18 protein-coding genes are annotated in these 19170 nt (G+C 43.1%); 15 read left to right on the top strand and 3 right to left on the bottom strand.

The features are described 5' to 3' along the window. Nucleotides 1-23: 23 nt before the first annotated feature. On the bottom strand, nucleotides 24-467 hold the full coding sequence (locus IWT5_RS08830; protein WP_089109594.1) for a CidA/LrgA family protein: 444 nt from the start codon (nucleotides 465-467) through the stop codon (nucleotides 24-26). A gap of 277 nt (nucleotides 468-744) precedes the next feature. Here IWT5_RS08830 and IWT5_RS08825 point away from each other — a divergent pair, with 277 nt between their 5' ends. Then, nucleotides 745-1839, top strand: coding sequence for a glycosyltransferase family 4 protein (locus IWT5_RS08825; RefSeq protein WP_089109593.1), 1095 nt, complete (start codon nucleotides 745-747; stop codon nucleotides 1837-1839). Between the two features lie 72 nt (nucleotides 1840-1911). Here IWT5_RS08825 and IWT5_RS08820 read toward each other — a convergent pair whose 3' ends face one another. Then, nucleotides 1912-2970 (bottom strand): acyltransferase family protein, encoded by a 1059-nt coding sequence (locus IWT5_RS08820; RefSeq protein ID WP_089109592.1) that lies wholly within the window; start codon nucleotides 2968-2970, stop codon nucleotides 1912-1914. Nucleotides 2971-3028: 58 nt separating this feature from the next. Then, nucleotides 3029-3685: a YigZ family protein gene (locus IWT5_RS08815; protein ID WP_089109591.1), complete on the bottom strand. Its 657-nt coding sequence runs from the start codon at nucleotides 3683-3685 to the stop codon at nucleotides 3029-3031. 54 nt (nucleotides 3686-3739) lie between these two features. Between IWT5_RS08815 and IWT5_RS08810 the strand changes: the two genes are divergently transcribed. From IWT5_RS08810 to phoU, 14 genes are all read left to right on the top strand, one after another. Then, nucleotides 3740-5086 carry an ATP-dependent helicase ComFA gene (locus tag IWT5_RS08810; RefSeq protein ID WP_089109590.1) on the top strand — a complete coding sequence of 449 codons (1347 nt, stop codon included), beginning with the start codon at nucleotides 3740-3742 and terminating at the stop codon, nucleotides 5084-5086. Between the two features lie 196 nt (nucleotides 5087-5282). Continuing rightward, nucleotides 5283-5759: a ComF family protein gene (locus IWT5_RS08805; protein ID WP_159459313.1), complete on the top strand. Its 477-nt coding sequence runs from the start codon at nucleotides 5283-5285 to the stop codon at nucleotides 5757-5759. Between the two features lie 158 nt (nucleotides 5760-5917). After that, nucleotides 5918-6475: a ribosome hibernation-promoting factor, HPF/YfiA family gene (gene hpf, locus IWT5_RS08800; RefSeq protein ID WP_089109588.1), complete on the top strand. Its 558-nt coding sequence runs from the start codon at nucleotides 5918-5920 to the stop codon at nucleotides 6473-6475. Between the two features lie 213 nt (nucleotides 6476-6688). Then, nucleotides 6689-9052 carry a preprotein translocase subunit SecA gene (secA, locus tag IWT5_RS08795; protein ID WP_089109587.1) on the top strand — a complete coding sequence of 788 codons (2364 nt, stop codon included), beginning with the start codon at nucleotides 6689-6691 and terminating at the stop codon, nucleotides 9050-9052. A gap of 113 nt (nucleotides 9053-9165) precedes the next feature. Further along, a protein-coding gene (gene prfB, locus IWT5_RS08790; RefSeq protein ID WP_143443097.1) for a peptide chain release factor 2 occupies nucleotides 9166-10282 on the top strand; the annotation gives its coding sequence in 2 pieces (ribosomal slippage) (nucleotides 9166-9225 and nucleotides 9227-10282; 1116 coding nt in all). 155 nt (nucleotides 10283-10437) lie between these two features. Next, a complete protein-coding gene (locus IWT5_RS08785; RefSeq protein ID WP_143443096.1) occupies nucleotides 10438-11613 on the top strand; it encodes a PDZ domain-containing protein in 1176 nt (391 codons plus the stop codon). 9 nt (nucleotides 11614-11622) lie between these two features. Continuing rightward, complete coding sequence (locus tag IWT5_RS08780; RefSeq protein WP_089109584.1) at nucleotides 11623-12333, top strand: response regulator transcription factor; 711 nt, start codon at nucleotides 11623-11625, stop codon at nucleotides 12331-12333. Continuing rightward, entirely contained in the window at nucleotides 12326-13711 is a 1386-nt protein-coding gene (gene pnpS / locus IWT5_RS08775) for a two-component system histidine kinase PnpS (RefSeq protein ID WP_089109583.1), read from the top strand. Before IWT5_RS08780 ends, pnpS begins: the two co-directional genes overlap by 8 nt. Before the next feature lie 182 nt (nucleotides 13712-13893). Beyond that, complete coding sequence (locus tag IWT5_RS08770) at nucleotides 13894-14781, top strand: phosphate ABC transporter substrate-binding protein PstS family protein (protein ID WP_089109582.1); 888 nt, start codon at nucleotides 13894-13896, stop codon at nucleotides 14779-14781. Continuing rightward, entirely contained in the window at nucleotides 14774-15700 is a 927-nt protein-coding gene (gene pstC / locus IWT5_RS08765; RefSeq protein WP_089109581.1) for a phosphate ABC transporter permease subunit PstC, read from the top strand. The genes IWT5_RS08770 and pstC overlap by 8 nt, the downstream gene beginning before the upstream one ends. Further along, nucleotides 15697-16581 (top strand): phosphate ABC transporter permease PstA, encoded by an 885-nt coding sequence (gene pstA / locus IWT5_RS08760; RefSeq protein ID WP_089109580.1) that lies wholly within the window; start codon nucleotides 15697-15699, stop codon nucleotides 16579-16581. Before pstC ends, pstA begins: the two co-directional genes overlap by 4 nt. 79 nt (nucleotides 16582-16660) lie before the next feature. Beyond that, a complete protein-coding gene (pstB, locus tag IWT5_RS08755; RefSeq protein WP_439959096.1) occupies nucleotides 16661-17449 on the top strand; it encodes a phosphate ABC transporter ATP-binding protein PstB in 789 nt (262 codons plus the stop codon). 9 nt (nucleotides 17450-17458) lie between these two features. Continuing rightward, nucleotides 17459-18214 carry a phosphate ABC transporter ATP-binding protein PstB gene (gene pstB, locus IWT5_RS08750; RefSeq protein ID WP_089109578.1) on the top strand — a complete coding sequence of 252 codons (756 nt, stop codon included), beginning with the start codon at nucleotides 17459-17461 and terminating at the stop codon, nucleotides 18212-18214. An 18-nt stretch (nucleotides 18215-18232) separates the two neighbouring features. Then, entirely contained in the window at nucleotides 18233-18895 is a 663-nt protein-coding gene (gene phoU / locus IWT5_RS08745) for a phosphate signaling complex protein PhoU (RefSeq protein ID WP_089109577.1), read from the top strand. Nucleotides 18896-19170 lie beyond the last annotated feature (275 nt).

Below are 19170 nucleotides of genomic sequence, written 5' to 3'. Positions count from 1 at the left end.
TCTATAATTGGGAGGGTACCGAATTATTCAACATCAGTTGATTTGTGGAATACCTTACGACTGATGGCCATGAATCCGGCAGTGGTATATGCGATAACAACTAACAAAATAATAGTAGCTAAGATGATAGTAACAATCAACATAACACCAGTCATCGCGCCGTCATCTGTAAAGACGTTCAATGAGTTAGCCATTTGAACTCCAGATGGGACGAATAAGAAAGCAATTAAGCTGATCAAAAAGTCAGCCATCTTCTCCACTTGATATAGTTTAATGATGTGTGATGCTAAAAGCACATACATCAAAACAAGACCAATAACCGGAGTTGGAACTGGGAATGACTTAGGGAATAATGGTGAGATTAATGAAGAAACGAATAATACAGTTGCGAAGATGCACATTTGTTGCAAAATAGGTGCCGCTTCGTGCTCAGTTCCCTCAGTCTTGGTAGCTTGGTTACTTGCCATAATTAAACACTCCTTTCAGAAATTATAAAAAATTTTTCACAAACTAGTAAAGCGCTTTCGCTTCACAAACTTAGTATACCCATTTTCAAAAAAAAACGCAAGACCGTAGTCATATCTGTAAACGCTTACCCTTAAAAAAACTTGTGTAGTAAAGTGATATTTTAGTAAGCTTGCTCAATTTGTTCAATATTATCTGAAAAAAATTGGGTGAGTGATTGTGTTTACTGAAAGCCATTTGTATAATAGTACCAATGTGTCATGAAGAGAGGAAACTATTATGAAATTCGAAATCATTGTCAGTTTAGTTGCGACTATGATTTTATCCGCGATCCTGACACCGTTCGTCCGAAAATTGGCGTTCCGGGTAGGCGCAATTGATAATCCAAATGCAAGAAGAGTGAATAAGGTGCCAATGCCGACAATGGGCGGTTTGGCGATTTTTCTTTCTTATACCTTTGCGACAGTCTTCCTATTAAGGTTCCAGATTCCAACGCGTCAGCTATGGGGTGTACTTGCCGGTGAGTGTGTCATCATTGCGACCGGCATCATTGATGATATTTTTGAACTCAAGCCCCGTCAAAAAGTGATCGGTATCTCGATTGCTGCTTTAGTGGTTTACTTTGCGGCGGGCGTCAAAATGAGCCACATTACGGTTCCGTTTGTTGGCTTAGTTTCCTTGGGCTGGCTGAGTTTGCCGATCACTTGGATTTGGATATTAGCGATTACCAATGCGGTTAACTTGATCGATGGTCTAGATGGTTTGGCAACAGGCGTGGGCATCATCGCACTATCAACCATGGGGATCACCGGTTTGTTTTTTCTAAACGTTGCTAATACCTTTGTTGGTATCAGTATTTTTGCATTAGTTGCTGCAATGATTGGCTTTTTACCCTATAACTTCTTTCCTGCCCGTATTTATCTCGGGGATACCGGTTCACTGTTCATTGGGTTTATGATGTCGGTCTTTTCGTTGTATGGTTTGAAAAACGTGACGTTCATTTCGGTTGTTATTCCAGTGATCATCATGGGTGTCCCCATTACGGATACCGTTTATGCCATTTTACGGCGGATGTTAAATCGGCAACCCATTTCGCATGCTGATAAGCATCACTTGCATCACCGGTTAATGCAAATTGGACTCACCCACCGGCAAACGGTTTTAGTTATCTATGGAATTGCCTTGATTTTCGCATTCATTTCATTGATGTACCCAATTTCGCCAACTTGGGGAACGATTTTCTTAACCATCGCTAGTTTGATTGGCTTGGAGCTATTCGTGGAAGCCATTGGCTTAGTGGGCGTTAACCGCCAGCCCCTTTTGGATTGGATCAAGCGGCTGGTTAAGGGCACAACTTCGAAAAATTCACACTGAAATTAATAACATTACAAAGAACGGTCATCATTCTAATGAGGGAATGATGACCGTTCTTTTAGTTTGGTGAAATTAACGGGCGCTAGTCTTGTGTGTTAAGCGTAGCAGTAAATGGCCAATCAAATGATCAAATAACCAGCCGAGGGCCAGGGTCGTTATTAGCACCAGAATAAAGGCAATAATAGGTGTTTTCATTAAAGACGTTTTTTGAAGCAACATCATGGGGATCCTTTGCAGAATGTATAGTGAAAACATTGCGCCGCCGCCAACGTATTTTAGGAAACGATTTTTAAGGGCCATTTTCATTGTCAGTAAAACAAAGAGGAATGGAAACGAAATGGCAGCCACTTGGTAAAAGGCATAATGAAGTAGCCCCTTGCTAAGTGCACTTAATAGGTAACTACTTAAAAATAAAAGCAGTGTTACAAAGCCGGTTGTCACATAATGGCGCCAATTTTTATTAATGAATGAACACCATTTCGACTGGTTAAGGGAGAAAACGGCACCCGCAAAGTAGCTGAGAATGGTTTCGTGATACCAGCTAGGTAATGACAGGCTAGCGATGATGATGTAAATCGCTAAACCGGCTAGTAGGTAAAAAAGCGCGTTTCGATGGCTTTTGGGCGCCAATTTAAAGGCTAAATAGGTCAGGCAGTAAAGCAATAAAATAGCGAAAATATACCAGCCACTGTTACCGATAGTCGTTAGGCCAAAGTAAGTCAGTAAAATTCGTGGGAATGAATAGGACTGATGTAAGCAGAAAGCTAGCAACAAGAAGAGTGAGACGGCAAAAAAGAACTTAGCCCAAACAAATAAAATTCGTTTAACTGGGAAGGTATTGATATAAGCTGTTCCACGTTTCTGGAGCTGTTCCATAATGCCAAACCCAGAAAAGAAGAGGAAAGTCGTTACAATCAGTTCTCCCTTAGTTGTCATCCAAAGCGTTGTGAGCCGCCCCAGACTTGATGCTGGTAAGTAAGTATTAAAGTGGCTGAACATGACTAGCAGTAAGAAAAAACCATTGATCGTAGCTGTGGTATCACGGTTCAGATAGCCGGCAGAAGGACCAGCCAAATTTAAACGCAGGCTGGAAATAAAGAGTAATAGTAAAATAGCTAGAACAATATCCAAAAAATAAACCTCCAAGTTGTGCTGTAGCGTCAATGAATGAATTCAAAACCGCTTAGGGCTATTCCTCAGTGTCGGGATAAACCGGCACTGCAACCTCATGATAATGCTCATCAGCAGCTTTAAGCGTGACTTGGCCAGAGAGCAAGTTGGTTATTGCTGTTTGAACTTGTTCCACAACCTCAAGGTCAACAGCAATAGTGACTGTAACGTCACTGCCGTAATTGGTATCTAACACATTGATTTGTTGCTGCTCAAGGTGGTAGCTTAATTTTTCATAATTAGCGTATGAAACGGTCAGGATCAGGTCGCGCTGGAGGACTTTTTTAACTAAGCCAACTTGTTCGATCGCGCGTGAAGTTGAATTACTGTATGCCCGAATCAGCCCACCTGCGCCTAACTTAATGCCACCGAAGTATCGGGTCACCACGGCCACAACGTCGTGAATAGCCATCCGTTTTAGAACTTCAAGGATTGGCACGCCGGCAGTACCTGAAGGCTCACCATCATCACTTTCGCGTTGAATTTCATCGTGTTCGCCAAGCAGATAGGCAAAACAGTTATGATTAGCCTTTGGATTCTTCTGACGGATTGACGCAATAAATGCATCGGCTTCTTCCTTGGTTGTGACTCGCTGCAGACTGCAGACAAATCGGGATTTTTTAATTTCTAATTCGTGAGAACCACCCGTTTTAATGGTTAAATAATTTTTCGACATTGGTAGCATTACTCCATTTCTTGCGTATGTATGGTTTATTAGGGGGTAAAAATGATGCAAGTAAGACAGTTATTTGGCCGGCAGGTATTAGCAGACGCCATCTCAGTAACGCCTGATTGGCAGCCAAAGCTTTTACAGCGGCCGTCAATGATGTTGACTGGTCAGCTAGTCATTTGTCAACGCTGTGGCCAATCAACACCGAAACAAACGGTTCGATTACCACAGGGAAATTATTATTGCCCGCATTGTTTTCAGTTAGGGCGGGTGACGTCTAACCAAAATCTGTGGTCATTGCCAGAACCAAACCGGTTTACTAAATTAACTGATTCACCACTGAGCTGGCAGGGTGAATTAACGTCTGCACAAAACGCGTGCAGTCAAGAAATTAGTGCGGTTTTTGCTACTGGGAAAACGCATTTGCTATGGGCCGTGACTGGTGCGGGTAAAACCGAGATGTTATTTCATGGTATTGAGCAAGCTTTAATGAAAGGCTTACGAGTGGCAATCGCATCACCACGGGTTGATGTCTGCTTGGAATTAGCGCCGCGTTTTCAGGCTGCTTTTACAAGTATTCCACAAATCGTGCTATATGGCGAGATGAATCGGCCATATGCCTACAAACAGCTCACAATTTGTACCACGCATCAGCTGCTTAGATTTTACCATGCTTTTGATGTTCTGGTGATTGATGAAGTAGATGCCTTCCCATTTGCTGCTGATCCAGGTTTAAATTACGCAGCCCAACAGGCCAAAAAAGAGTCGGGCGCTTTACTCTACCTCACTGCCACACCCAGTAAGGAACTGAGCCGACTGGAACGGCAAAAACGGCTTTCAGTTAGTTACCTGCCCGCCCGCTACCACGGACACCCATTACCAGAAATCAAGTTTAAGTTAACGAGCCATTGGCGCCAATCATTAATGAAACACCGGTTACCGGTGCCGGTTAAGAAAGGGCTAAGCCAGATGATTTCAAAGCACCGTAAGTTTCTTTGTTTTGTGCCGCACATCAAGGATTTAGCGGCGCTGGCGTCGGTTCTTCATACCGCTTTTCCTGAGCTGAAAACGACAACCGTTTATGCGGGTGACCCCCAAAGGCATGAAAAAGTTCAACGAATGAGAGACGGTGAATTGGATTGTCTAATCACCACAACCATTCTGGAACGTGGCGTGACGTTTTCAAATATTGACGTGATGGTATTGGGGGCGGATGATGGTGTCTTTTCAACTGCTGCTCTGGTTCAAATTGCTGGACGGGCAGGACGTAAATCGGCTTACCCTGATGGATTGGTGGCTTTTTTTGCAGACAGGCAGACTAAAATCATCCAAGAGGCACGCCGTCAGATTAGATTTGTGAATCAAAAAGCTCGCCGAGAAGGGCTGATTGGCGTTACCCATGACTGAATGCCTGCTGTGTCACCGCGAGAATCTTCAGCAGATCACGTTGTGGCAACTATTAAATTTTCAACCCGTAGAACCTTCGCTATTATGTCAAACCTGTCTTGATCGCCTTGAACCCATTCCGCTTGATCAAGCATGTAGAGGGTGCGGTCGTCATTGCTCAACACAACTTTGTCCTGACTGTACCCGTTGGGAAACGTTGACGAACTTTAAGAACCGAGCGATGTTTCAGTACAATGAATTACTGAGACAATTTATGTCGCAATACAAATTTTACGGTGATTACCGGTTAAGACAGGTTTTTCAAGGCAAAATTAAACGCGAGGTCAAACAAATTAAAGCTGATTTAGTGATTCCTATTCCAATTAATCCAATCACCTACCAGCAACGTGGGTTCAACCAAGTTGCCGGTTTTTTAGAAGGCGTGAAAACGACAGCCGCATTGGCGACTATTGAGCACGATAAGCAATTGCCGCAGTCCGCCAAAAATCGGCAGCAACGTTTGCAGATGAAGCAGCCGTTTAAGCTGAACTTAAGCACTGAAAAATTTAATAAAAAACGGATTTTACTTGTTGATGATATTTATACGACCGGACGGACGATCAGGCATGCTGCAACATTGCTCTTAGACGCTGGTGCTAGTGAGGTTGTGGGGCTTACGCTGGCACACGGCTAATTTAATTAGCAGGATAATAATGGTGTTCTAAGCCTTAAAGTATTGTGTATTGTAGCGCTTTCTATTATAATTAAGCTATAAACAAAGCAAGCATTTAAGCCGAGTTCTCTGGTAGGCTTAAACTAACTTTTGTTTGTTGTGGAAGGGAGAGAAGTTCTATGCTCACATTCAATATTCGTGGTGAAAACATCGAGGTCACTCAAGCAATCCGGGATTACGTGCAAAAACGGATCAGCAAGCTTGAGAAGTATTTTGAGCAAAGCGTGGATTCAACTGCTCATGTTAATTTGAAGGTGTACCAAAATAAGGATTCAAAGGTGGAAGTTACAATCCCACTACCTTATTTAACCTTAAGAGCAGAAGAAACATCTCCAGATTTATACGCAAGTATTGATTTGGTTACGGATAAGCTAGAGCGCCAGATCCGCAAGTACAAGACAAAGGTCAACCGTAAGTCCCGTGAAAAGGGCTTCAAGAATCTTGAATTTACACCTGAGGCCGCTGATAATGAAAGCTCTGACGATGACAACGCAAAGTTAGAAGTTGTTCGGACGAAGCGGGTTTCCTTAAAGCCAATGGACAACGAAGAAGCAATCCTGCAAATGGATATGCTGGGGCATGACTTCTTTATCTATGAAGACTCTGAAACCGATGCTGTCAATATCGTATACCGTCGTAATGATGGTCGTTACGGTTTGATTGAAGCTGGAGACTAATGATTTAAAAACGTTATTTTAAAGGGATCGAGACTATATTAAACGTAGCCTCGGTCCTTTTGTAGTCACTTTGTAAAGTGACTGATACGGTAATTTAAAAAATATAACTAGCAGATGAGTTTTAAAAATAGCACATAAATGTTAGACTAATTGTTGGTATGCAATCAAATGAATGATAATAATTGAAAACACATTAACAGAAGGGAATCAAGAATGGCTAACTTTTTAAAGCGCTGGGTCGAAAGTGATAAACGAGAACTACGGCGAATCAGCAAAATTGCAGATAAAGTTAACAGTTACTCAAAGGAATACGAGGCTTTATCTGATGACGAATTAAAAGCAAAAACACCAGAATTTCAAAAGCGTTATCAAGATGGGGAAACGCTTGATGACTTACTACCAGAAGCTTTTGCGGTTGCTCGTGAAGGGGCTAAGCGGGTGCTTGGTTTATATCCGTTCCACGTTCAAATTATGGGTGGAATTGTGCTTCATGAAGGTAACATTGCCGAAATGAAGACTGGTGAAGGTAAGACGCTGACTGCTACAATGCCAGTTTATCTGAACGCACTGTCAGGTAAGGGTGTTCACGTTGTCACGGTTAACGAATACCTGTCATCTCGTGATGCTGAAGAAATGGGTGAATTATATAACTGGTTAGGGTTAAGCGTTGGCTTGAACTTGACTGAAAAATCACCTGAAGAAAAGCGGGAAGCTTATAACTGCGACATTACGTATTCAACCAACTCAGAAATCGGGTTCGATTATCTTCGTGACAACATGGTGGTCTACAAGGAAGATATGGTTCAACGACCATTGAACTTTGCCATTGTTGATGAAGTGGATTCAATCTTGATTGATGAAGCCCGGACACCATTGATCATTTCGGGGCAATCTGAAGGAACGTCACAGCTGTACCAACGGACTGACCGTTTTGCTAAGACGTTACATGAAGACACCGATTATAAGATTGATTTGGAATCTAAGAGTGTGTCACTGACCGAAGAAGGTATCGCTAAGGCTGAAAAGTACTTCAACTTGAAGAACCTCTTTGATACTGACAACACGGCTTTAACTCACCATTTGGACCAAGCTTTGCGGGCTAACTTTATTATGCTCCGTGATAAGGACTACGTGGTTTCCGATGGCGAAGTTTTAATCGTTGATTCATTCACTGGGCGTGTGATGGAAGGCCGTCGTTATTCAGATGGTCTTCACCAAGCAATCGAAGCCAAAGAAGGCGTGGATATTCAAGAAGAATCCAAGACGATGGCTAACATTACTTACCAAAACATGTTCCGGATGTACGATAAACTGGCCGGTATGACGGGTACTGCCCGAACTGAAATTGAAGAATTCCGTGAGATTTACAGCATGGAAGTTATTTCAGTACCAACTAACAAGCCAGTTATTCGTTTAGATGAACCTGATGTGCTGTACCCAACCTTGGAAGCTAAGTTTGATGCAGTTGCTGATCGAATCAAAGAATTACACGAAAAGGGCCAGCCAATCCTAGTTGGTACCGTTGCGGTTGAAACGTCAGAATACATTTCTGAATTGTTGGATAAGGCTAATATTCCGCACGTTGTCTTGAACGCTAAAAACCATGCCAAGGAAGCCGATATCATTATGAACGCTGGTCAACGTGGTGCCGTTACCATTGCCACCAACATGGCTGGTCGTGGGACCGATATCAAGCTTGGACCTGGCGTCCGTGAATTGGGCGGCTTAGTTGTTCTTGGGACTGAACGGCATGAATCACGGCGGATCGATAACCAACTTCGTGGCCGGTCTGGCCGTCAAGGTGATCCGGGTTTGACACAGTTCTACCTGTCACTGGAAGATGACCTGATGCGTCGTTTCGGTACTGATCGGGTTAAGGGCTTCCTTGAACGGATGAACGTTGAGGGTGACGATGCGGTGATCAAGAGCCGAATGATCAGTCGTCAAGTTGAATCTGCTCAAAAGCGGGTTGAAGGTAATAACTACGATTCACGTAAAAACGTTTTGCAATACGATGACGTGATGCGTGCACAACGTGAGGTTATCTATAATCAGCGTAACGAAGTCATCAACGAGGATCAGTCATTGCGTTGGGTGATCAAGCCGATGTTTGACCGGACCATCGATCGAGTTGTTAACCTTCACACTCAAGGTGAACAAAAAGACTGGGATTTGAGTACGATTCTGGACTTTGCTATTTCTGCTTTAGTCAGCCCTGACAAGATTAAGTTAGCTGATCTTAAAAATAAGGATGCTGACCAAATCAAGGCATTGCTTAAAGGCTTGGCTGATGGTGTTTACGAAGACAAGAAGAAACAGCTCTATGATCCTGCTCAAATGCTTGAATTTGAAAAGGTCGTTATTCTTCGTGTGGTTGACTCGCACTGGACTGATCACATTGATGTGATGGATCAGTTGCGGACTTCAATTGGCTTACGTGGTTACGGTCAATTAAACCCATTAGTTGAGTATCAACAAGATGGTTACCGGATGTTTGAAGAAATGATTGCTGATATTGATTACGACGCTACTCGTCTGTTTATGAAGTCAGAGATTCGTCAAAATATTAAGCGCTAAAAAAAACTAGTTGAAAAATCTGTATGACATGTTAGTCATGCGGATTTTTCGTATCTGAAGAAAATAATAGCTTAATTGCTATTGAAGCAAATTTATCGTGGAGGTAACGGATAATGGAATTGAGCGATATTAAACGAGATCTAAAAGCCATGTCAACTGAAATTGATGGCTTTGGGAGGTCTCTTTGACTTAGATGCCTTGAATGAAAGTATTTCAATCAATGAATCTAAGATGGCTGAACCGGGCTTTTGGGATAATCAAGCGAGAGCTCAAAAACTGATTGATGAAACCAATCAGCTAAAAGCTAAATCAGAGTTGTATCAAGATCTAAAGAATCAATTGGGTGACATTTCTGTGGCGGTTGAGTTACTGGAAGAAGGACCCGATGCTGAGGTTCAAAGTGAGCTGGAGGAGAATCTAACTAAGCTCAAAAAGAACCTGCAACAGTATCGCTTAAATCTGCTACTAAATGAACCGTATGATGCTAACAATGCCATCTTGGAAATTCATCCAGGAGCGGGGGGGACCGAATCTCAAGATTGGGGAGCGATGCTTCTCAGAATGTATACGCGATGGGCTGAACAACATGGTTTTACAGTTGAAACCCTTGACTATCAGGCGGGTGAAGTTGCCGGGATCAGTTCAGTGACCATTTTAATTTCTGGCCATAATGCGTACGGTTACCTGCGCTCAGAAAAAGGTGTCCACCGGCTGGTTCGGATTTCCCCGTTTGATTCAGCCGGTCGTCGGCACACGTCCTTTGCCTCAGTTGATGTGTTGCCTGAGTTGGACGATTCCGTTAATATCGAGATCAATCCGGCTGATTTGAAAGTTGATGTTTATCGTGCCAGTGGTGCTGGTGGCCAACACGTTAACAAAACGTCATCAGCGGTCCGAATCACTCACGAACCAACTGGCATCGTGGTTGCCAGTCAAGCTCAGCGATCACAGCTTCAGAACCGTCAAACAGCGATGAATATGCTGAAAGCCAAATTGTATGAGCGCGAAGAGGAAAAGAAGGCTAAAGAAAAAGCGGCCATTGAGGGTGAACAGCTTGATATTGGCTGGGGCTCTCAAATTCGTTCATACGTTTTCCATCCTTATACCATGGTGAAAGATCACCGGACAAATTACGAAACCGGTAATGGCCAGGCCGTTATGGATGGTGATTTAGATCCGTTTATCAATGCTTATTTACAGTATCAGTTAGAGCAAGCGAACCCTGATTGATGACAAAAAATGTCTGACATATTCTTTAAAAGATGAGTTAGACTTTTTTTAATCATTCAAATTAGTTAATGCCATATATCGTATATTCAATACCGATTTTGGTCGCCCGAAACGGGATTAATTAGTTTATGCTATACTGCTTTTAGATAAAGATAATGAAAATGCAGGTGTTGATGATGACAATTGGCTTATTGATATTAAGTTTGGTAGCGCAGCCCGTTTGGTGGTTTGGATTCATTCGTGAATGGGTGACGGCAGATCGGCGAATTAGACAGGAACGGCTGACGTTTGGCAGTGCCGTTTATTCGGATAAATACGAAGTGCGCCATTTTGTACTGTTAAGTCTCTTATTTGGTTTAATTGGTTCCGTCATTTCTTTTGCCGTTGGTATGACGATTCCGCTGGGTTGGTGGCTCATTTATACCGCGTTGGCCGCATTAGCCATTATCCTTGGTTTAGGTGCACGGCTTCCAATCACCATTTTTGTGGGATCCGTGGTATTGTATGTTTGGTGCAATAGCATTGGCGTCACTCAGCAGTTAATAGCACCTATGCGCCAGTTTAGCTTTTCTGGTGAAACCGTTACTTTAGGCAATTTAATTATTCTTCTCGGTGTGGCACTGTTCACGTTTGGAATTTGGTTAAAAAAAATTGGCGGTCGGTTTGCCTCACCTAAAATTTTTGCTCAAAAACGTGGCAAGCTGATTGCGGGCTATCCGTTTAATGAATTGTTGGTGGTGCCAATGTTAGTCCTCGTTCCAGGGAACTTTTTGAGTGCTCATTTACCTTTTTGGCCGGTATTATCACTCGGTGGAACAACGGTTACACCGCTTTTCTTACCACTATTGATTGGTTTACATCTAACGATTTTTAAACAGAATCCCAAGACTGTCTTCAAAGGACTATCGAAGGCAGTTGTTATCCTGAGTTTATTCATTCTAGTTGGCGGGATTTTGTCACTATTCGTAACGAGCAGCACGTTAATCGTTTTGGGCTTGGCTTATCTTTGTTATCTGGGTTGTTTAATTAGCACACGGTGGCATGATCGTAAGCAGTCTTTTTGGTTTTCTAAAGTTGATCATGGCGTACGGGTACTGGGGATCAAACCGGAAACACCTGCAGCGAAGATGGATATTCAAGTCGGTGATATTATTACGACTTGTAACCAGCAACCCGTGAGTTCAGAAACGAACTTCTATGAAGCATTATTGTTAGACCCAACGTATTGTCACCTTAAAATTCAAACGCCTGAGGGCGACTTAAAAGTTACTGAAACAGCTATTTTTGACGGTGCACCGCACGAAATCGGTATTGTGATGTTTAAAGATTAGGAGGACCAAATGCAAAAAGTCTTAGTTGTTGATGATGAACCAGCAATTGTAACGCTGTTGACCTATAATCTGGAAAAAGCAAATTATGAAGTGGAATCGGCCATAAATGGGCCGGATGCAGTTCAGTTAGCGACTAGTAAACACTTTGATGCGATACTACTTGATTTGATGCTACCTGGACTGGATGGCGTGGAAGTTACAAAGAGACTACGGCAAGAAAAAATTGAGACACCCATCATTATGATTACAGCAAAGACTGATGAATTTGATAAAGTATTTGGACTTGAACTTGGCGCGGATGATTACATTACCAAGCCGTTTAGCCCAAGAGAAGTATTGGCACGTTTAAAGGCTGTTTTACGGCGCAGTCAGGGCAGTAGTGATAAAGAAGCAAGTTTTGATGACAATCAGCAGTTGCGGGTTGGCAACATTTTGATTGACCAATCGACGGTAACGGTTAAGGTTGATGGTCGGGTTGTAAAATTAACGCCCAAAGAATTTGAACTATTGGTTTACCTCGTTAAACGGCCTAATCAAGTCCTCAAGCGGGATCAAATGCTTGAAGGTGTTTGGGGTTTTGATTACGCCGGTCAGACCCGGATGGTGGATATTCATATTTCACATTTACGGGATAAAATCGAGGCGGATCCTAAACACCCTGTGTATTTAAAGACTGTTCGAGGTTTTGGTTATCGATTTGAGGCACCGCAGCATGATTAAACGAGTAAGCTTAGAATATTTGGTAACCGTCATAATTAATATGGTGGTGTTTGTGCTAGTGGGTCGAATGCTGGTCAGTCAGACCTTGGTATCACAAATGGTACTAAACCTGTTAGTGCTTAATCTAATTATTTCTGCAGGTGAGGTTGGCCTCTTTAACTGGACTTTTAGGCAGCGACAGCAGCCTATAACGGCGATGACGCACAAAGTTGAGGGAATGCTTAAAGATGAGGAACCCGCTCATATTCTGTTGCGTAAGAACAATGATTATTACCAGCTGGCGATGGCAATCAATCGCCTGCAGACGCACCAGCAGAAGGTGTTGCGCGATAAAACCCAGCAAGGTGAAGAACTAAGGTTATTACTGTCTTACCTGCCAATTGGTGTGATGGTTATCGACCGGTACCGTAAAGTTGAAATGGCTAATTCAGCCATGGCGGAATTTTTACAGACTGATATTCGTGAGCGACGCCATCCTTATACGCAGGATATTCATCAGTTTGAACTGGTTTCTCTAGTTGGTCAGGTTTTCAGCACTAAACAGTCAAAGCGGCAGGTCATTACACTTCCAGGAATGCCAACTGAAAAGCGCGTTGAAGCTTCAGTCATCTACACCTCGACGTCAGAAGATTTTTTTCAGATTTTGGTATTGCTGTACGATGTAACTGAAATTTATGCCGTTGAAAAAATGCAGATGGATTTCTTATCTAACGCTTCTCATGAGTTGAAAACGCCAGTGACTGCTATTTCGGGCTTTGCTGAAACGCTACAGGCGGGTGCCAAAGATGATCCTGAGACGTTGAATCAATTTTTAGATATCATCCAAAAAGAAAGTAAGCGGCTGACTGAGCTGATTCAGGATGTTTTATCCATTTCGCGGATTGAATCACAATCAGTGACAAAACAGCAGATGACGGAATTGGATATTGCTGAAGTGGTTGACGAGCAACTTAGAACGTTGCAGCAAATGGCTTCGGTAAAGCACATTGCACTGATCAATCAAATTCCGGCTGGTCAAATTCAGCGGACCGACGAAAAAAAGTTAGTTGAGATCATTAAAAATTTGGTGTCCAACGGTATCAAATATAATCGGCCAGAGGGTACGGTGATCGTTGATTATGAAGCAACACCCCATGAATGGACAATGAAGATAAAAGATACCGGTATCGGTATTGCTCAGAATGAACAGGCGAGAATCTTTGAACGTTTTTATCGAGTTGATAGCTCCCGTACCAAACAAGTTGTGAATGGTACAGGACTTGGCTTGGCCATTGTCATGGAATTGGTACAGTCACTTCAAGGCCAGATTTCCGTTGAAAGTCAGCGCGGTGTTGGCAGTACGTTCACAGTTACGTTTCCAATTAAACAGGTAGAATAAGACGATTTTTGCTAGATTCCAGATATTCGGACCACTGAATATTTTGGGATCTTTTTTGTTCCAATCTAATATTGGTATATTTAGTAAAACCAGATATTTACATAATCTTTACAAAGAAGTGTACATTACATTTACATTGTTTCGATACACTAGCCTAGAAAGACAAAATCGGAGGTTTGAACATGCAAAAGAAGCGGTGGATTGAATGCCTGCTGTTAGTTGGCCTAATCATATTAGGGGGCTGGGCATACCAGACCAGACAGATTAATAAAGCAAATATGACCATTACAGCAGTGGGTTCAACAGCCCTTCAGCCACTTGTGGAAGCTGCTGGTGAAGATTACGCCACCCATCACCTAGGGACATTTATTAACGTTCAAGGTGGTGGATCAGGTACTGGTCTTAGTCAAGTTCAGGAAGGCGCGGTGGATATTGGCAATGCGGATGTCTTTGCTGAAGAACAAAAGGGGATTAAAGTTGGTCGGCTTCAAGACCATCGGGTGGCCGTTGTTGGAATTACCCCAATCGTAAACCGTTCAACCGGTGTCAATCACCTGACGACTAATCAGCTCATCAAAATCTTTACCGGGCAGGTGCATAACTGGGCACAAGTCGGTGGTCGAGATCAAAAAATCGTTATCTTAAACCGTGCACAGGGAAGCGGGACGCGAACGACATTTGAACGATTTGGGCTTAAAAATCACCGCAGTATTGCTGCACAGGAACAGGATTCTTCTGGAATGGTACGCCAAATTGTTGCAACTACTCCAGGATCCATCAGTTACGTTGGCTTTTCGTACGTTGATAAAACCGTTCAAGCGATTCGTTTAAATGGTGTTGAGCCGACGAATCAAAACGTTGCTGACAATTCGTGGCCAATTTGGTCCTATGAGCATATGTATACAGGGCTTAAGCCGCAACCACTTGCCCAGAAATTCATCAAGTATGTTCAGTCAAAAGAAATTCAAAATTCATTGGTTCGGCGTTTAGGGTATATCAGCATGGCAGACATGAAGGTGACCCGAGACGGACAGGGAAGGGTGCAGGAGGTTGAGGCCAGTCATGAATAATAAATTACAAAAGCAACTCCTCAAACGATCCAAAGCAGCTAAGCTTGAACGATTGGGGAAAACGGTTAGTTTTTTGGCCTTAATGCTGATTACGGTGACCGTTTTTGCCATTATCATTTTTGTTGCTTCTAAGGGGCTCTCTACCTTCTTCTCAAATCACGTGAACGTGATTGATTTCCTGACGGGTAAGGATTGGAATCCGAACGTGACTAATTCCAAGGGACAGCCAGAGGTTGGCGTTTTACCAATGATCAGCGGGTCGTTTGTTGTGACTGTTTTATCGGCGATATTGGCCACGCCTTTTGCCATTGGGACTGCGATTTTCATGACTGAAATTTCACCGCATCGCGGCGCCAAAATTTTACAGCCAGTGATTGAGTTGCTGGTTGGGATACCGTCAGTTGTCTATGGCTTTATTGGTTTGACGGTTGTTGTACCAGCCGTCAGAAGTATTTTTGGCGGTAGCGGGTTTGGTATTCTTGCCGGGACGTTTGTCTTATTTGTCATGATCCTGCCCACGGTTACTTCAATGAGTGTCGATGCGTTGAGATCAGTTCCCCGGTATTACCGGGAGGCTGCTTTGGCGTTAGGGGCGACTCAGTGGCAAACTATCTATAAAGTGGTTTTAAGGGCTGCAACACCAGGGATGCTGACGGCTATTGTGTTTGGAATGGCTCGGGCGTTCGGCGAGGCATTAGCGGTTCAAATGGTTATTGGGAATGCCGCATTACTGCCACACAGCTTGGTATCGCCTGCATCAACACTGACTTCAGTATTAACGACTGGCATCGGCAACACGGTGATGGGTTCTCTGCAAAACAACGCACTGTGGTCGTTGGCACTGGTTCTATTAGTAATGTCGTTAATCTTTAATCTAGTTATTCGGCTGATTGGCCGGAAGGGGGCAATGTCGAAATGAGTCCAAAAACGAGTAATCAAATTGCAATTTCAATGTTATACGTGATTGCTAGTACCATTGTCGTCATTTTGGCAGCGTTACTAGGCTACATCATCATTAGCGGTCTTCCAGCCATCAGTTGGCATTTTCTAACGTCACCTGCTAGAGCATTTACAAGTGGAGGTGGCGTTGGTATTCAGCTGTTTAACTCGTTTTACCTATTAATATTAACAATGTTGATTTCCTTCCCGATTGCTTTAGGTGCCGGTATTTATTTAAATGAATACGCAAAACAGAATTGGGTTACAGCATTAGTTAGAAGTGCAATTGAAATCTTAAGTTCATTACCATCAGTAGTCGTTGGCCTGTTTGGCTTTTTGATATTCGTAGTACAATTTGGTTTTGGCTTTTCAATCTTATCCGGTGCTTTTGCGCTGACGTTCTTTAATTTGCCGTTACTGACACGCAGTATTGAAGAAGCTTTGGCTGCAGTTCCGGACGCACAGCGTGAAGGCGGCTTAGCATTAGGTCTCTCTAAATGGGAAACGGTCCTTCACATTATCGTACCAGCAGCATTACCAGCCATTTTAACGGGGGTCATTCTTAGTGCAGGCCGAATTTTCGGTGAGGCAGCCGCCCTGATTTTTACAGCTGGTCAAAGTGCACCAGCGCTGAATTTTACCGACTGGAATCCATTTAATATGGCCAGTCCGTTAAATCCGATGCGTCCAGCGGAAACCTTAGCTGTGCACATTTGGAAGATTAATTCTGAAGGAATCATGCCGGATGCTAAAGCCATTTCGTCTGGTGCTTCAGCTGTGCTGGTCATCTCAGTTTTAGGATTTAACTTATTAGCACGGTTTGTCGGTCATCGTTTGTTCAAACGGCTGACAGCGGGATAACGCGTTTCTGAAAAGTCATTATCAGGAGGAAAATAAAATGCTGATCAATCCTTCAAGCCCACATTCAGATGATGGGTGGCTGGAGCGCCACATTGTGGATCCCAGCTTAAAAAGTCAACAGCCAATTGTGCTGGAAACAAAGCAGCTTCGCGTCTTTTACGGCGATAATGAAGCGATTCATGAGGGCGATTTAAAATTTCCCGAGCATCAAATTTCGGCACTTATTGGGCCTTCTGGGTCAGGCAAGTCAACTTATTTGAGGTCATTAAACCGAATGAACGATGGGGTTGCACGCGTGACCGGCGAAATCCTTTATCGTGGCGTAGATGTGAACCGTCCAGAAATTGATGTTTACGAAATGCGCCGGCGTATTGGCATGGTCTTTCAGCGGCCCAATCCGTTTTCTAAATCAATTTACGATAATATTACCTTTGCGTTGAAGCGACGTGGGATCACAGATAAGAAAGTTCTTGATGAAACCGTCGAAACGAGTTTACGGCAAGCAGCAATCTGGGATGAAGTGAAAGATAAACTCAATAAGAGTGCGTTAGCGTTATCCGGCGGTCAGCAGCAACGATTATGCATTGCTCGGGCAATTGCCGTTAAGCCAGACATCTTGCTTCTGGATGAACCGGCTAGTGCGCTGGACCCTGTTTCAACTGGGAAACTAGAAGAAACCCTGCTGAAGCTTAAAAAAGATTACACGATTATTATTGTGACGCATAATATGCAGCAAGCTGCTAGAATTAGCGACTTTACGGCGTTCTTTAATATGGGGCGGGCACTGGAATTTGATGAAACGTCACAAATTTTTACAAGCCCCAAAGTTCAGCTGACTAATAATTACGTTGCTGGGGACTTTGGTTAGGAGGGTACAATGACTAAAATATTAGAAACTCATGACTTGCACGTCTATTATGGCCAGCATGAAGCCCTCAAAGGAATTGACCTTTCATTTGAAGAAGGCGGTATTACAGCGCTGATTGGTCCCTCAGGGTCGAGTAAGTCAACTTATTTGAGAACTCTTAACCGGATGAACGACTTGATTCCAAACGTGACAGTTACAGGGACCATCAAGTTTCGGGATCAGAATATTTACGCGCCACAGACGGATTTGGTCACTTTAAGAAAAGAAATTGGCATGGTGTTTCAACAACCCAATCCGTTTCCCTTTTCGATTTATGATAACGTGGCTTTTGGCCTCAAACTGGCTGGGGAGAAAAATCACGAACGCCTGGATCAAGTTGTTGAGACTAGCTTGAAACAAGCAGCGGTCTGGGATGAGGTTAAGGATCATTTACACGAAAGTGCCTTGTCATTGTCAGGCGGTCAGCAGCAGCGAGTTTGCATTGCGCGGGTTTTAGCCGTTTCACCGCAGATCATTTTGTTAGATGAGCCTACTAGCGCTCTGGACCCAATTTCCAGTAGCCAAATTGAAACGACTTTGTTAAAATTAAGAACCGATTACACGATCATTACCGTGACACACAACTTGCAGCAGGCATCGCGAATTTCTGATCGAACCGCTTTTTTCATGAATGGTGAAGTGATCGAAATGGATGATACCAAAAAGATTTTTATGAATCCAGCTCGTAAAGAAACTGAAGATTACATTAGTGGCCGTTTTGGCTAAAACCTGAGGAGGGTACGAATGAGACGCTTATTTGATGAAGAATTAGATGAACTTGACAATGGTTTTACCGAAATGGGCATCTTGGTGAGTAACGTTGTTCAGCAGTCGGTAGACGCATTTATTGATCATGACCGGCAAGCGGCCCAAGCCATTATCGACCATGACCACGATATTAACGAACGTGAGATCCAACTCGAATCTAAATCCTTTGAAATTATTGCTCTGTATCAACCAGTGACTTCCGATTTACGAGAAGTTGTGACGATTTTAAAGGCGGTTTCTGATTTGGAACGGGCCGGTGATCACGCGCGGAATATTGCGCATGCAACAATCGATGTCAAAGGTAATACTCGAGTTAGCGAAATTGAGACGCAGTTAGCTGAGATGGGTCATTTAACGACTGACATGGTCAAACAGGCGATTCAAGCTTACGTTGATAAAGATGAAGAAGCAGCAAAAGCGTTAGTGACTATTAACGACCAATTGATTGAATATCGCGATCAGATTATGCGTGAAAGTTACAACAAAATTGCAACGGATGCAGATGTGCTAGTTGCGGCCATGAATTATAACAATGTGGCGAGCGATTTGGTACGAATCGCGGATTATTTGACCAACGTCGGTGAGTGGATCGTCTACTTAAAGACCGGTCAAATCGTTGAACTGAAGTTAATGAAATGAAAAAAGTAAGAGGTTGTGCCATAAGTCTATGTCGACAAGCATTTAATCTAATTTCTCGACTTATACACAGCCTAGAATTTACTTTAGTTCCATTAATTGAATATAAGCCTTAACCTGTTCCACAACTCAGATTCCGTCCATATAACCGCAAATAACGCCATCCCGATAAAACCCATCGGAATGACGTTATTTGCGGTTATATTCTGGAATCTACCGAGTTGTGTCGCAGCCTCTTTTGTGGAATTCTTCTGAAAGGCACGATTAAATTGTCTATC

This window comes from Secundilactobacillus mixtipabuli (genome assembly GCF_002217925.1).
Taxonomy (GTDB): Bacteria; Bacillota; Bacilli; order Lactobacillales; family Lactobacillaceae; genus Secundilactobacillus; species Secundilactobacillus mixtipabuli.
This window is presented reverse-complemented; position numbering and strand designations above follow the sequence as displayed.